We start from the raw sequence: 13,129 nt of genomic DNA, 5'->3' as shown, positions 1-13,129 counted from the left end.
GGAGGTGGTGCTCGTGCCAGTCGGGGCGTACGACGGTGATGTGCTCGTGGTCGGCGGGGGGATCGTCGGGCTGTCCACGGCGTATGCGATCACACGGGCCGCGCCGGGCACGCGGGTCACCGTGCTGGAGAAGGAGCCGGGACCGGCCCGGCACCAGACGGGGCGCAACAGCGGGGTCATCCACAGCGGGATCTACTACCGCCCCGGCTCGCTCAAGGCGCGGTACGCGGTGCGGGGCGCCGCCGAGATGGTGAAGTTCTGCGCCGAGTACGGCATCGCGCACGCCGTCACCGGCAAGCTGATCGTCGCCACGGAGCGGGAGGAGCTGCCCCGGCTGCACGCCCTCGTGCAAAGAGGGCGCGAGAACGGGATTCCGGTGCGGGAGCTGGGCGCCGCACAGATCGGTGAGTACGAGCCCGAGGTCCGGGGGCTGGCTGCCATACACGTCGGGACCACGGGCGTGTGCGACTTCACCGGGGTGGCCCGGCAGCTCGCACGGGCGTCCGGGGCGGAGATCCGGTACGGCGCGCGGGTCGTGCGGGTCGACCGGCGGCCGGAGCGCGGTGTGGCCGTGCTCACCTCGGCCGGGGATGTCGTACGCGCCCGCGTGCTGGTGAACTGCGCCGGGCTGTACTGCGACGAGGTGGCCCGCCTGACCGGGGACGAGCCCGAGGTGCGGATCGTGCCGTTCCGCGGGGAGTACTACGAGCTGGCGCGGCCGGAGCTGGTGCGGGGGCTGGTGTATCCGGTGCCGGATCCGGCGTTCCCGTTCCTCGGGGTGCATCTGACGCGCGGGATCGACGGAGGTGTCCACATCGGGCCCAACGCGGTGCCGGCGCTGGCCCGGGAGGGGTACGGCTGGGGAGTCGTACGGCCCCGGGAGCTGGCCGGGACGGTGGCGTGGCCGGGGTCGTGGGCGATCGCCCGGCGGCACTGGAGATACGGCGCGGGCGAGCTGCGGCGCTCGCTGTCGAAGGGGGCGTTCCTGGAGGCGGTGCGCAGGTTGCTGCCCGGGGTGGAGGCGGACGATCTGGTGCGGGCCCCTGCCGGGGTGCGGGCGCAGGCGGTGTTGCGGGACGGAACGCTGGTGGACGACTTCCTCATCCGGGAGGGGGCGCGGGCTGTGCATGTGCTGAACGCGCCCTCGCCTGCGGCCACCGCGTCCTTGCCCATCGGGCGGGAAGTGGGACGCCGGGTGCTGGACATGCTCGGTTCCCTGTAGTGCCGTACCAGGGGACTCCGTCCCCCGGCCCCCTTCGAAACTGCCGGCCCCGAGGGCGCCCTCGTAGGGCGCCGTAAAATCGGAAGCACTGTGTCTGACTTCCTCAACGCCCCCGAAGCCCCCTCGCCGACCTCCCACACGCCCGGCGTCTCCGTCCGGCACACCCGGGCCAAGGGGGAGCCGCGGTTTCCGGACGGTCCCAAGGCCGATCCCGCCGGATCGCATTTCGAGCGGCGGATCCGGAGTTTCCAACCGCGGCGCAGCCGGGTGACCGCCGGGCAGGCGGATGCGCTGCAGCGGCTGTGGCCCAAGTGGGGGCTCGACATCGACGGGCAGCGGGTCATCGACCTCGGCGAGCTGTTCGGGAACGACAAGCCGGTCGTGCTGGAGATCGGGTTCGGGATGGGCGAGGCCACCGCGCAGATGGCCGCGGCCGACCCGGACACCAACATCCTCGCCGTCGACGTGCACACCCCGGGGCAGGGCAATCTGCTGGGACTCGCCGACCGGAACGGCCTGTCCAACGTCCGGGTGGCGAACGGTGACGCGATCATCCTGCTCAGGCAGATGCTCGCCCCCGACTCGCTCGACGGTCTGCGGGTGTACTTCCCGGACCCGTGGCCGAAGAAGCGGCATCACAAGCGGCGGCTCATCCAGCCCGAGTTCCTGACGCTCGCCGCGACCCGGCTCAAGCCCGGCGCGATCGTGCACTGCGCGACCGACTGGGAACCCTACGCCGAGCAGATGCTGGAGGTGCTCACCGCGCACCCCGACTTCGAGAACACGCAGGCAGACGGCGGTTTCGCGGCACGCCCCGAGTACCGGCCACTGACCCGTTTCGAGGGACAGGGACTGGACAAGGGACATGTCGTGAACGATCTGCTCTTCCGGCGCGTACCGCACAGCAAGGACCGATAACGCGTACCGCATCGGGGCCGCAAACGCTCCGGCCCCTTGTCCCGCCACCGTTAGGGTCGATGCCGTGGCCACCAGTCCTCCGTTTCCGACGTATCCCCCGGGCCCCGACGGGCTTGTGCTCCGCCATCCGCACTGGTGGCAGCACAGGTGGGTGCGGTACGGGGCACTGATCACACTGCTGGCGCTGTCCGGGCTGGTCATCCTCGCGCTGGTGCGCAGACAGACCGGCACGGAGGGGTTTCTCGTCGGTCTCGGACTGGCCGTACTGCCCGTGCCGTGGCTCATAGCCGCCTTCCGGTGGCTGGACCGGGTGGAGCCGGGGCCCTGGCGGAACCTGGTCTTCGCCTTCGCCTGGGGAGCGTGCGCGGCGGCGCTGATAGCCATCGTCGCCAACAGCTTCGCGACCAGGTGGATAGCCACCTCCACCGCCGACCCCGCCGGTGCCGACACCCTGGGCGCCACCGTGATAGCGCCCATCGTGGAGGAATCGGCCAAGGCCGCCGCCGTCCTGCTCGTCTTCCTCTTCCGCAGACGTGATTTCACCGGGATCGTGGACGGGGTGGTGATAGCCGGGACCACCGCCACCGGCTTCGCGTTCACCGAGAACATCCTCTACCTGGGTACGGCCTTCGGGACCGACCAGCTCAGCGGCGGCCGTGGCATCGCCTCCGTCACCGCCGCCACCTTCTTCGTGCGCATCGTGATGTCCCCGTTCGCGCACCCCCTGTTCACCACGTTCACCGGCATCGGCTTCGGCATCGCCGCGCTCTGTGCCGAGCGGCAGCATGCCCGGCGGGTGCTGTTGCCGCTGTGCGGTCTGCTGCTCGCGATGAGCATGCACGCCTTCTGGAACGGCTCCTCCACCTTCGGCGAGTTCGGGTTCTTCGCCGTCTACGGCGGGTTCATGGTGCCCACGTTCGGGTTGCTGACCTGGCTCGCGATCTGGACACGGCAGCGGGAGCTGCGGACCGTGCGCTCGGAGTTGCCGGCGTATGTGCCGGCCGGGTGGCTGGGGCCCGCCGAACCCCTCGCGCTCGGGTCGATGAGGGCACGGCGGGCGGCCCGTGACTACGCCCGCCACCACGCCGGGCGGCCTGCGGCGCGCGCCGTGGCGCAGTACGAGGCGTACGCGACGTCGCTGGCGTCTCTGCGGCACCGGGGGCGCCGGGGGAAGGGCGGGGCGGACTTCGTCGTACGGGAGCGGGAGCTGCTGGACGAGCTGTGGAAGCGGAGGGAGGTGGCCCGGCCGGCTCTGGAGTATGCGGCCAGGGCGACTGTTCCGGCGCCGGTCCGCTGGGCTCCGCAGTTCGGATATCCGGCGGGGCCGATGCCTACGGCGTACGGACCGGCGTACGGACCGGCGTACGGGTATCCGGCGGGGCCGTATCCCGGGGACAACCCGTATCGCTCATAGGCCTCGGGCCGCGGGAAAGATCAAGCCGACGCTTGCGTCAGCTTGGTCAGCTCCTCGTCCGTCAGTTTCAGGTCCGCCACCCCCAGCAGCGCCGGGAGCTGCTCCACCGTGCGGGCCGAGGCGATCGGGGCCGTGATCGTCGGCTGTGCGGCCAGCCAGGCGAGGGCGACCGTGGCGACGGGGGCCCCGTGGGCGGCGGCGATCTCGTCCAGGGCCGCCAGGACCTGCCGGCCGTGCGCGGAGTCGGCGTACTGCTGGGCGCGGCCGGCGCGGGCGCTGTCGACCTTGGTGCCGGGGCGGTACTTGCCGGTCAGGAAGCCCGCGGCGAGGGAGAAGTACGGCACGGCGGACAGGCCCTCGCGGGCGGCCAGGTCCTGCAGCGGGCCCTCGTAGGTGTCGCGGGAGACGAGGTTGTAGTGCGGCTGGAGGGCGACGTAGCGGGCCAGGCCCTCGCGGTCGGAGAAGTCCAGGGAGGCCTGCAGCCGCTCGGGGCTGATGTTCGAGGCGGCGATGTACCGGACCTTGCCCGCCTTCACCAGCTCGTCCAGCGCGCCGATGATCTCCTCGACCGGCACCTCGGGCTGGTCGAAGTGCGTGTAGTAGAGGTCGATGTGGTCGGTGTCCAGGCGGCGCAGGGAGGCGTCGGCGGCGGCCTTGATGTTGGCCGCGGACAGGCCCTGGTACTCGGGGTGCTGGCTGACCTTGGTGGCGATGACGACGTCGGCGCGGTTGCCGCGGGCCTTGACCCACTTGCCGATGATCGTCTCGGACTCACCGCCCTTGTTGCCCTCGATCCAGGCGGAGTAGGCGTCGGCGGTGTCGATGAAGTTGCCGCCCGCGGCGGCGTAGGCGTCGAGGACGGCGAAGGAGGTCTCCTCGTCGGCGGTCCAGCCGAAGACGTTGCCGCCCAGGGAGAGCGGGAAGACCTTGAGGTCGGAGGAACCGAGCTTGCGCAGAGAAGTCATGCCTTGTGCCAACGCCGGCGGTGGATGATCGCATTCCACCGCCGGCGCCGAAATCCCTCGAAAGGAGATCAGGGGGTGAGCCCCTTGTCCCGCAGCCACGGCGCCGGGTCGATGCCGGCGGCCTGGCCGTTCGGGTGGACCTCCAGGTGGAGGTGCGGGCCGGTGACATTGCCGGTGGCGCCGATGCGGCCGATGACCTCACCGGTCGAGACCTTCTGGCCGACCCGGACGTTGATCGAGGACTGGTGGCAGAACCACAGCTCGGTGCCGTCGTCCAGGGTGAGGACCGTGCGGTAGCCGTAGGCACCGGCCCAGCCGGCCTGGGTGATCGTGCCGCTGTGGATGGCCTTGATGAGGGTGCCGGTGGGGGCGGCGAAGTCGAGACCGGTGTGGTAGCCGGAGGACCACATGGCGCCGGGCTGGCCGAAGGTGCCGGTGATCGTGTACGAGACGACGGGCAGCTGGTACTGCTTGGCCAGCTCGGCCAGGCGCTTGGCCTCGGCCGCCTTCTTGGCGTCGGCCTCCGCCTTCTCCTTGGCGGCGGCGGCCTTGGCGGCGGCCTCCTGCTCCGCCTTGGCCGCGGCGTCGGCGGTCTGCTTCTCGGCGGCGGCGAGCGCGGCGGCGGTGGCCTTGCTGTCGGCCTTGCTCTGCTGCTGCTCGGCCTGGGCCATGATCCGGTTGCGCAGTGCCTCGCCCGCGTCGGAGTCCTTGCTGTCGGCCGAGGTCACGCCCATGGTGCTGAGCGCGGTGGAGTTCGTCCGGGGTGCGTCGGAGGAGTCGTCGCCGAAGAGGTGGCCGACGGAGTCCAGGTCCGGCAGGGATATGGAGACCGGCGGCTTGCCGGTGTTGGCGCTGGCCATGCCCCCCGCGCCGACCGCGGCCAGCACGCCGACGCCGAGGACGGTGGAGCTGCGCGCGAAGCCGCCGCGCTGCTTGGTGACGCGGTGCCGGCCGCGGACCGGGGCGACGGAGTCCTCGGTGGGGTTCCACTCCTCCCAGGGGCCCTCTTCGGCGCGGTAGGTGCCGTAGCCGAAGGTCTCGGGCTCGGCCGGCGCGGGCATGAACGGGGCTTCTGGGGCAGGCCGGTTGGACGCCACTCGGGCGCACTCCTTTCCTTCCTCCGCCTACCGGGTTAGCTGACGGGTTCGGAGCAGGAAGGTCTCCTACGCGCGTATACCAACTGCGGCATTCGCACGATTCACCCCAAGGTGGTGGTTCCCCGGTTCCCTCGCGGGATTCGGCGCGTGCGCACGGAGCCGTCTCTTGTGACGGCTGGGACGACCGCGCTGCGTTATCGAACGTTAATAGACCTGCCGGTTACTTTCCAAGCCGTTCGACTTGATCATTAACGATTTCGGGCGTGGACTTACCGGTCAGGAGCGCCGCAAAGCGGGCGAGTTGTCCGGCGTTCAGGAGTCTCGGCGTTTTTGATGGTGTCTCAGATGTTATGCGCACGGCGGTCGCCCAGTCACCGTGGGTGACCTGGCGGGAGGGGGCCGGGAATACCGGTGTGCGTGCCGCCCTGCGCATGGGGTACTCTGGAGTCACAACGACGCGGGGTGGAGCAGCTCGGTAGCTCGCTGGGCTCATAACCCAGAGGTCGCAGGTTCAAATCCTGTCCCCGCTACTGAAGGCCCGGGGCCGGAATCCAGTGGATTCCGGCCCCGGGTGTTTTCAGCCTCCCAGCAGATGCCTGTTCGGCGCCTTGGCGAGTGCCTCCAGCTCCGGCACCACGGCCACCTGCGCACCGGCCGTGACCAGGACCCCCGTGCCGTCGGCCGCCGAGACGAACGTGTCCGGCTCACGCCACGCGGTGACCACCCTGCGCACCCCCGCCCGCAGAATCAGCTCGGCGCAGGGCGCGGGCCGCGAGGCCCGCCGGGCACAGGGCTCCAGGCTGCTGTAGACCGTTGCGCCGGCCAACCGGGCATCCGCCGGGTCGATCTTCGCCAGCGCCGCCTCCTCCGCGTGGACCACGGGGTCGTCGCCCTCGCGTGAATGGCCCCGGGCCAGCTCCGTCCCGTCGGCGGCGACCACGACCGCGCCGACGCTGAACGCCGTCTCCGACGGCGGGCACAGCGCGGCCAGCTCGCAGGCGGTGCGCAGCCAGTGCCGGTCGGCGGCGACGGGGGCCGGGCCGGTGCCGGGGGCCGTGGGCTCGTAGCGCATGAGGACCACGTCCTCGATGCGGCGGGTCTCGGTGAGGCGCAGCCGGCCGGGCTGGTAGACGCCCGGGCCGAACAGGCGGGGGGCGGCCGGATCGCCGACGAACAGCGGCGCGAGGACCAGCTGGAGCTCGTCGGCGAGGCCCAGCTGGAGCAGCTGGGTGTGGACCGTGCCGCCGCCCTCGACCATCAGGCGCCGTACGCCGCGCACGTCGTGCAGATGACCCAGCAGGGCGTGCCAGTCGAGGTCGGGGCCGAGCGGGACGATGCCGGCGGCGGCGCCGAGGAGGCGTGCGGCCCGTTCGGCGCCCTTGTCGGTCGTGTAGACGAGTTTGTCCCCGCCGGTGTGCCAGAAGTGGGCGTCGGGATCGAGGTCGCCGGTGGCGGTGACGGTCACCTTCAGCGGGTACTCCGGCCTGCCCCCGGCCACCCGGGCCGCGCGGCGCTCGGCGGAGTTGACCAGCAGCCGGGGGTTGTCGGCACGGATCGTGCCGGCGCCGACCAGGATCGCGTCGACGGAGGCCCGGACCGCGTCGACCCGGTCGAAGTCGGCCGGACTGGACAGCAGGAGCCGGTCGGGGCCGGTGTCGTCCAGGTAACCGTCGAGGGAGACGGCGGCGGACAGCAGCACATAGGGGTACGACATCGGCGCGCTCTCCCTGCGAAGTCGCTCTTGGTTCAAGTTTGAAACAAACCTACACTGGGTGCATGACGACCCGCTGGCTCACTCCCGAGGAGCAGCGCGCCTGGCGCGCCTACCTGGCCGCCGCCCGGCTCCTGGACGACGCGATCGACCGGAACCTGCAGCAGACGGCCGGCATGCCGCATCTGTTCTACTCCGTGCTGGCCAACCTCTCGGAAGCGCCCGACCGGCGGCTGCGCATGACCGATCTCGCCGGGACGCTGAAGATCACCCGCAGCAGGCTGACATACGCGGTGACCCGGCTGGAGCGGGACGGGCTGGTGCGCCGCGAGGACTGCCGCTGGGACAAGCGCAGCAGCATCGCCGTACTGACGGACGAGGGACTGGCCGTGCTGGAGCGTACGGCGCCCGGGCACGTGGAGACCGTGCGCGCCACCATGTTCGACCGGCTCACGCCGGAACAGGTGGGTCAGCTGGAGGAGATCTGCACCGGGATCGCGCGCGGACTGCAGGGCGACGACACCGAGCCGGGGGCGGAGGACGTGCCCTGGCGGCGCCGGTCGTCCTGTTCCTCGTCGAACCCGCCCGCGTCCCCGGATTCCCGTCCCGCACCCGGAAACTAATTGCTTTAAGTTTTAAGCATGAGATAGGGTCCCTGCGAACCGCTGCTTCAAATCTGAAGCAACCTCCCGGAGGGATCCGCATGCCCGACACCACCGCCGCCACGCCGCGCGCCCGCGTCCGGGTACCGCTGCGCTTCCACGACGGCTACAGCGTCGACGCCGAACTCGTCACCTTCCACGGCCTGACCGACGGCCAGGAGCATGTCGCCGTCGTCCTCGGCGACCCCGGCCCGGTCCCGCTGGTGCGCCTGCACTCCGAGTGCCTGACCGGCGACGTCTTCGGCTCGGCCCGCTGCGACTGCGGACCCCAGCTGCGCGAGGCGGTCGAGCGCATCGCCGCCACCGGTGGCGTCCTGCTCTACCTCCGCCAGGAGGGCCGCGGCATCGGCCTCTACAACAAGCTCGACGCCTACGCCCTCCAGGACCAGGGCCTCGACACCTACGAGGCGAACGCCGCGCTCGGCCTGCCGGAGGACGCCCGCGACTACACCGCCGCCGCGCAGATGCTCACCGCCCTCGGCATCGACGAGCTGGACCTGCTGTCCAACAATCCCGACAAGGCCGAGCAGTTGCGCGCACTGGGCGTCGTCGTACGGGACCGGGTACCGACCGGTGTCTTCACCACGGACCACAATGTCCGCTACCTGCGCGCGAAGGTCCTCCAGACCCGCCACACCCTGCCCCTGGCCGAACTGACGGAGCTGACGGCGGGCTGAAGGGCGGGCTGGAGCCGGGGTGGGCCGGGGGGATCGGCGGAACGGATCCGCCCCTCACCGCACGTGCCTGCGGCCCGGAAGCGCAAGGGCCGGCAGGGCCGCCAGGGCCAGCAGGGCCGCCGCGACGGTGTACGCGGTGCGGAAGCCGGACGGGTGCAGGCCCGCCGATCCCAGCACCACCGACAGCACGGCCGTGCCGACGGAGGCGCCCAGCTGGGAGTTGATGCTCAGGGCGGTGCTCGCCGCGGGCAGCCGCTCCCCGGGCAGTTCCCGGCTCGCGGTGGTCATCGCCGGCATCAGCACCGTGCCGGCACCGATGCCCATCACCATCGACGACGCGACCATCCGCCAGGACTCGACCCCGGGTGTCCCGGACTGCCAGGCCAGCAGGGCCATGCCGAGGGCGGCGACCGCGATGCCGGCCGGGATCAGCCGGCGCGGCGCCACCTTGTCGATCCGCCGCGCCGCGATCTGCATCGTCGTACCGACCACGAGACCGACCGGCACGCCCAGCAGCCCGGTCGCCGTGGCGCTCAGGCCCCGCTCCTGCTGCCAGTACAGCGGGCCGAGCAGCATCGAGCCGAAGTAGCCGCAGGTGAACAGGGCCAGCGTGCCGGCGCCGGCGGCGAAGGTGCGGTCACGCAACAGCCGCAGGTCCAGCAGCGGCGAGGAGGCGGTGAGCGCCCGTCGTACGAAGGCCGCCGCGAGGGCCGCGCCGGCGAGCGTCGGCACGAGGGCGCCGGGCGCGGTGAAGTCGCCGCGCTCACCGCCCCGGGCCAGGCCGTACAGGAGCAGGGCGAGGCCCGGCGAGAGCATCAGCAAGCCGGGGAGGTCGAGGCGGGCGGCGGTCCGCCCGGGCCCGGGCGCCGGCGCGTCCGGCGGCAGCAGTCGTAGGGCGAGGGCCAGGGCCAGGGCGCCCACGGGCAGGTTGACCAGGAAGATCCAGTGCCAGGAGGCCGTGTCGACCAGCCAGCCGCCGAGCACCGGCCCGGCGACCGGACCGACCAGGACGGGCAGCCCGCCCACGGCCATCGCGCGGCCGAGCCGGCTGCGGTCGGCCGCGCCCATCACCATGGCCATGCCGACCGGCTGCAGCAGTCCGCCGCCGAGCCCCTGCACCGCCCGGAAGGCGATGAGGCTGCCCGCGTCCCAGGCGCACGCGGCGAGCAGCGAACCGAACGTGAAGAGGGTCAGCGCGGTCAGATAGGTGCGCTTGGCGCCGATCCGGGCCATGGCCCAGGCGGCCGACGGGATGACGGCGGCCAGCGCGAGCGTGTACGCGGTGGCGGTCCACTGGATGGTCTCCAGCGAGGCGCCGAAGGACTGCGAGAGCCGGCGCATCGCGACGTTGACGATCGTCATGTCGAGCACCGCCATCACGGTGCCGATGACGGTGACGGCCAGGATGCGGTTCAAAGCCGCGGCCGGGTTCCGGGCCGGGTGGACCGGTGTCGCGGCGGGTGCGGTCGTACGCATCTGCCCCACCTCTCTTCCCCCGCCCTCAGCCCGCGTACGGGCGCTCGGCCCGCGCGGCCCGCAACGCCCGGCCCCACCAGGTGAGTTGGCCGAGCATGCCCTTCGCGGCACCGGCGCACACGGCCGCGTCCCGCGGGGCGCCGTCCTCACCGAGGCCGGACCAGGGACCGTGCAGGCTGACCGAGTCGCGCACGGTCGTCGCGTGCAGTTCGGCGAAGACCAGCCGGAGTTGCTCGACCGCGCGCAGCCCGCCGCCGAGCCCGCCGTACGAGACGAAGCCCACCGGCTTGGCATGCCACTGGGTGTGGTGCCAGTCGATGAAGTTCTTCAGGGACGCCGGGAAGCTGTGGTTGTACTCGGGCGTGACGACGACGAACGCGTCGGCGGCGGCGAGCCGCGGCGAGACCTCCCGCAGCGCGGCGGCGGCCTCGGGGCTCGGCGTGCCGCCCCAGCCGGGCAGCACCAGCGGCAGATCGACCTCGGCGAGGTCGATGACGTCGAAGTGCAGGCCCTCGTCCCCGGCGGCGGTGCCGAGGAACCAGTCGGTGACGGCCCGGCCCTGCCGGCCCTCCCGGACGCTGCCCACGACGACGGCGACGCGCAGCGGTGCTTCGGTGCCCTCGGACACGGCTTCCTCGCTGGTGACAGACACAGGTGTCCCCCTTCTCCGGTGGGGCGACCGCCCGGTGCGGCCTCCCGCACCAAAGTACAACGGTCGTTGTAAAAAGCACAACGATCGTTGTAATTCGGGTAGGGTGGCTGGTCACGAGGAGGCAGGTGTGGGCGAAACGAACGAGTCCCGGACGGCGCAGGCGCGACGCGAGGTCTCACCGCGCAAGCTGGAGAAGCAGATGGCCATCGCGAGCGCGTCGTGCACGCTCTTCGGCCGCGAGGGCTATGCACGCGCCTCGGTCGACGCGCTGGCCGCCGAGGCCGGCGTCTCCACGCGCACGCTCTACAACCACTTCCCCGGCGGCAAGGCACAGCTCTTCCAGACCGTGGTGACCTGGACCTCCAACGAGGTCCGCGACGCCCAACTGGCCCGCCTGCACGCCGTACTGGACCCGGAACGGCCGCCGCGCGCCGAGGACCTGGAACGCGATCTGGTCGCCCTGGCCCGCGCGTTCGTCGGCCTCATGGCCGACTACCCGAACCACTTCGCCCTCGTCCGCCACATCCACGCCGAGGCCGACCATGTACCACCGGAGGTCCTCAAGGCCTGGTACGAGGCGGGACCGGGACCGGTCGGCCGGGCCGTCGCCGAGGCGATGGCGCAGCTCGCGGACGCCGGCCTGCTCGACCTGCACGGCGACGCGGCCATGACCGCCGCGCACTTCACGGCCCTGACCACACATACGATCGTCCAGCTCACCAACTACGGCGTCCGCCCCCTCCCACCGGCGGAGACGGACCGTCTGATCAGGGGCGGAGTGGCGGCGTTCCTGCGGGCCTACCGCGCGTGACGGGTCCCCGCCCCACCGGGTGAACGGCCCGGCACCCGCGGCCCGCCTGCAGCCGCCCGACGATCACTTTCGGACAGGCCTTGCGGCGGGCCGCGCGCCCGCGCCTTACCGCACCCCTGCCGTTCGCTTCCCACTCCGGCCCGCGCGCCACGGGCTGTTTCACCCTGACGGACGCACGGAGGGCCCAGCAGGCCGGCCGTGACGACCAGGCCGTCCGTGGCTGGATCTGATCCCTCTATATTCACGGAATGCAATTTCCCAGTTACTCGCATTTTCGCCAATTGCTGTCATCGGACCCGCCGGATACTGCGTTCGGACCACGGAAACACCCGAATGCCGCACACCCCCGCGACCCAAGGAGCTCGTTAGGCGGTCGTGACACTGACTGAGAGGCTCGCAGCCGGGAATCTTCGCTCGGCGCTCACACTTCAGGCGGAACACGACGAAGGGGAGGGACGCTTTGACGGATGTTCGGATCTACTCGATGAGTTCCTGAGGAGAATCACCCAGCTGGAAACCGAGTATCTGCAGGCGATGGTGGGGCTATAGGACTTACCTGATGGACAGGATTCAGGACGAAGACATCTTCAGCGACACCGAGTTCAGCACGATCGAGATAGAGTGGGATCCGGTCGAAGAGCTGGCCCAGATGCTGTCCGCCGCGTCCGGCGCGAGTCCCGAGCCGAGCCCGCCGCACGAACGGTCCAGCCACAGACGGAACCGGCGGCGGATCCGCACGGAGTCCCGCTCGCCCGAGAACAGTCGCAGCGCTCACGTCACCCTCTTGATCGCGACGATCTCGGTGTGCGCAATCTGCATGTTGGGCTGGTCGTTTTCTTATTCTTATACCCAGCTCCGCGCCACCGCTTCTTCCGTACTGCCGATGAGACTGGCCCAGTGGTGGCCGCTGACGGTGTACGGGCCGTGGCTCGTTGCGGCCCTGTCCATTCTGCGGGCCACCGTGCAGAGTCGGAGTGCGCGCAGATCCTGGGGTGTGCTGCTGGGTGCCTCCGCCATGGCCGTCGCCCTGTGCGTCAGTCATTCATCACATTCACCGCTTTCACTGATCATCTTCGGAATTCCGCCGATCACCGCACTGGTGTGTTTCTGGGAGATCGTGGGACAGGTCTCGTCGAAGGTGTCCAAGCCCCGGCACGCCGCACACAGTCGGCGGAACTCCAAGCCGCAGGGGCAGTCGTTCGAGACCCCGTGAAAGTACGGCGTCCGGACCGGCCTCGGCCGGTCCGGACGCCGCCGCGGTCACGGACCGTGTTCGTTCGACATGCGGAGCGTGCGGGTCTACGCAAGCCTGGGCTCATTCCCCCAAGACACCTGTCTTGCCGGAGGACCCAGAAAGGACCGTTCGCCATGCGACACATCTCCGCCCTCTTCATCGCCGCGCTCCTTGCGGCCCTTGCGATCCCCGCCGGTACCGCTGCGGCCGCCGACGGCCACATCTGCGATACCCACACGATTAGCTCGCTGTGCTGGCGGTAACCCCTTCTTGAGCGTGGACAGGCCGTC

The 13,129-nt window shown here is 71.1% G+C and carries 13 protein-coding genes, 1 tRNA gene and 1 riboswitch; of the genes, 9 read left to right on the top strand and 5 right to left on the bottom strand.

Annotation, left to right across the window (positions count from 1 at the left end; genetic code table 11):
• Positions 1–4 precede the first annotated feature (4 nt).
• The 3 genes from lhgO (at position 5) to ACIGXP_RS12445 (ending at position 3,554) form a co-directional block, all read left to right on the top strand.
• Positions 5–1,222 (top strand): L-2-hydroxyglutarate oxidase, encoded by a 1,218-nt coding sequence (lhgO, locus tag ACIGXP_RS12455; RefSeq protein WP_363215668.1) that lies wholly within the window; start codon positions 5–7, stop codon positions 1,220–1,222.
• A 90-nt stretch (positions 1,223–1,312) separates the two neighbouring features.
• The gene (trmB, locus tag ACIGXP_RS12450) at positions 1,313–2,140 is read left to right on the top strand and encodes a tRNA (guanosine(46)-N7)-methyltransferase TrmB (protein ID WP_363215667.1); all 828 of its coding nucleotides are present in this window, start codon (positions 1,313–1,315) and stop codon (positions 2,138–2,140) included.
• A 64-nt stretch (positions 2,141–2,204) separates the two neighbouring features.
• Positions 2,205–3,554: a PrsW family intramembrane metalloprotease gene (locus tag ACIGXP_RS12445; protein ID WP_399767196.1), complete on the top strand. Its 1,350-nt coding sequence runs from the start codon at positions 2,205–2,207 to the stop codon at positions 3,552–3,554.
• 20 nt (positions 3,555–3,574) lie between these two features.
• Here ACIGXP_RS12445 and ACIGXP_RS12440 read toward each other — a convergent pair whose 3' ends face one another.
• Together ACIGXP_RS12440 and ACIGXP_RS12435 are read right to left on the bottom strand one after the other, a co-directional pair.
• Positions 3,575–4,519, bottom strand: a complete 945-nt coding sequence (locus ACIGXP_RS12440) for an aldo/keto reductase (RefSeq protein ID WP_363215665.1) — start codon at positions 4,517–4,519, stop codon at positions 3,575–3,577.
• Between the two features lie 68 nt (positions 4,520–4,587).
• Positions 4,588–5,616 carry a M23 family metallopeptidase gene (locus ACIGXP_RS12435; RefSeq protein WP_363215664.1) on the bottom strand — a complete coding sequence of 343 codons (1,029 nt, stop codon included), beginning with the start codon at positions 5,614–5,616 and terminating at the stop codon, positions 4,588–4,590.
• Positions 5,617–5,623: 7 nt separating this feature from the next.
• Positions 5,624–5,772, bottom strand: a riboswitch (cyclic di-AMP (ydaO/yuaA leader).
• 300 nt (positions 5,773–6,072) lie between these two features.
• Between ACIGXP_RS12435 and ACIGXP_RS12430 the strand changes: the two genes are divergently transcribed.
• Positions 6,073–6,146: transfer RNA gene (locus ACIGXP_RS12430), tRNA-Met, on the top strand.
• Positions 6,147–6,193: 47 nt separating this feature from the next.
• Here the strand turns inward: ACIGXP_RS12430 and ACIGXP_RS12425 are convergent.
• Complete coding sequence (locus ACIGXP_RS12425; RefSeq protein ID WP_399767192.1) at positions 6,194–7,330, bottom strand: dihydrofolate reductase family protein; 1,137 nt, start codon at positions 7,328–7,330, stop codon at positions 6,194–6,196.
• Between the two features lie 62 nt (positions 7,331–7,392).
• On the opposite strand from ACIGXP_RS12425, the gene ACIGXP_RS12420 reads away from it, so the two are divergent.
• Positions 7,393–7,950, top strand: a complete 558-nt coding sequence (locus ACIGXP_RS12420) for a MarR family transcriptional regulator (RefSeq protein ID WP_363215662.1) — start codon at positions 7,393–7,395, stop codon at positions 7,948–7,950.
• An 80-nt stretch (positions 7,951–8,030) separates the two neighbouring features.
• Complete coding sequence (gene ribA, locus ACIGXP_RS12415) at positions 8,031–8,666, top strand: GTP cyclohydrolase II (protein ID WP_399767189.1); 636 nt, start codon at positions 8,031–8,033, stop codon at positions 8,664–8,666.
• Between the two features lie 54 nt (positions 8,667–8,720).
• Here the strand turns inward: ribA and ACIGXP_RS12410 are convergent, their stop codons facing one another.
• Together ACIGXP_RS12410 and ACIGXP_RS12405 are read right to left on the bottom strand one after the other, a co-directional pair.
• Complete coding sequence (locus ACIGXP_RS12410; protein WP_399767186.1) at positions 8,721–10,142, bottom strand: DHA2 family efflux MFS transporter permease subunit; 1,422 nt, start codon at positions 10,140–10,142, stop codon at positions 8,721–8,723.
• A 25-nt stretch (positions 10,143–10,167) separates the two neighbouring features.
• Complete coding sequence (locus ACIGXP_RS12405; protein WP_399767184.1) at positions 10,168–10,794, bottom strand: NADPH-dependent FMN reductase; 627 nt, start codon at positions 10,792–10,794, stop codon at positions 10,168–10,170.
• 127 nt (positions 10,795–10,921) lie between these two features.
• Here ACIGXP_RS12405 and ACIGXP_RS12400 point away from each other — a divergent pair, with 127 nt between their 5' ends.
• From ACIGXP_RS12400 to ACIGXP_RS12390, 3 genes are all read left to right on the top strand, one after another.
• Entirely contained in the window at positions 10,922–11,605 is a 684-nt protein-coding gene (locus ACIGXP_RS12400; protein ID WP_399767182.1) for a TetR/AcrR family transcriptional regulator, read from the top strand.
• 559 nt (positions 11,606–12,164) lie between these two features.
• Positions 12,165–12,818, top strand: a complete 654-nt coding sequence (locus tag ACIGXP_RS12395) for a DUF2637 domain-containing protein (RefSeq protein WP_399767180.1) — start codon at positions 12,165–12,167, stop codon at positions 12,816–12,818.
• A 155-nt stretch (positions 12,819–12,973) separates the two neighbouring features.
• Entirely contained in the window at positions 12,974–13,102 is a 129-nt protein-coding gene (locus ACIGXP_RS12390; RefSeq protein WP_399767178.1) for a hypothetical protein, read from the top strand.
• Positions 13,103–13,129 lie beyond the last annotated feature (27 nt).

The organism is Streptomyces sp. NPDC053069 (genome assembly GCF_044546895.1).
In the GTDB taxonomy this organism is placed as follows: domain Bacteria; phylum Actinomycetota; class Actinomycetes; order Streptomycetales; family Streptomycetaceae; genus Streptomyces.
This window is presented reverse-complemented; position numbering and strand designations above follow the sequence as displayed.

Coding starts and splice junctions, on each gene's coding strand:
- ACIGXP_RS12440 (WP_363215665.1), bottom strand. CDS start 4,519: ATGACTTCTCTGCGCAAGCTCGGTTCCTCCGACCTCAAGGTCTTCCCG.
- ACIGXP_RS12425 (WP_399767192.1), bottom strand. CDS start 7,330: ATGTCGTACCCCTATGTGCTGCTGTCCGCCGCCGTCTCCCTCGACGGT.
- ACIGXP_RS12420 (WP_363215662.1), top strand. CDS start 7,393: ATGACGACCCGCTGGCTCACTCCCGAGGAGCAGCGCGCCTGGCGCGCC.
- ribA (WP_399767189.1), top strand. CDS start 8,031: ATGCCCGACACCACCGCCGCCACGCCGCGCGCCCGCGTCCGGGTACCG.
- ACIGXP_RS12410 (WP_399767186.1), bottom strand. CDS start 10,142: ATGCGTACGACCGCACCCGCCGCGACACCGGTCCACCCGGCCCGGAAC.
- ACIGXP_RS12395 (WP_399767180.1), top strand. CDS start 12,165: ATGGACAGGATTCAGGACGAAGACATCTTCAGCGACACCGAGTTCAGC.
- ACIGXP_RS12390 (WP_399767178.1), top strand. CDS start 12,974: ATGCGACACATCTCCGCCCTCTTCATCGCCGCGCTCCTTGCGGCCCTT.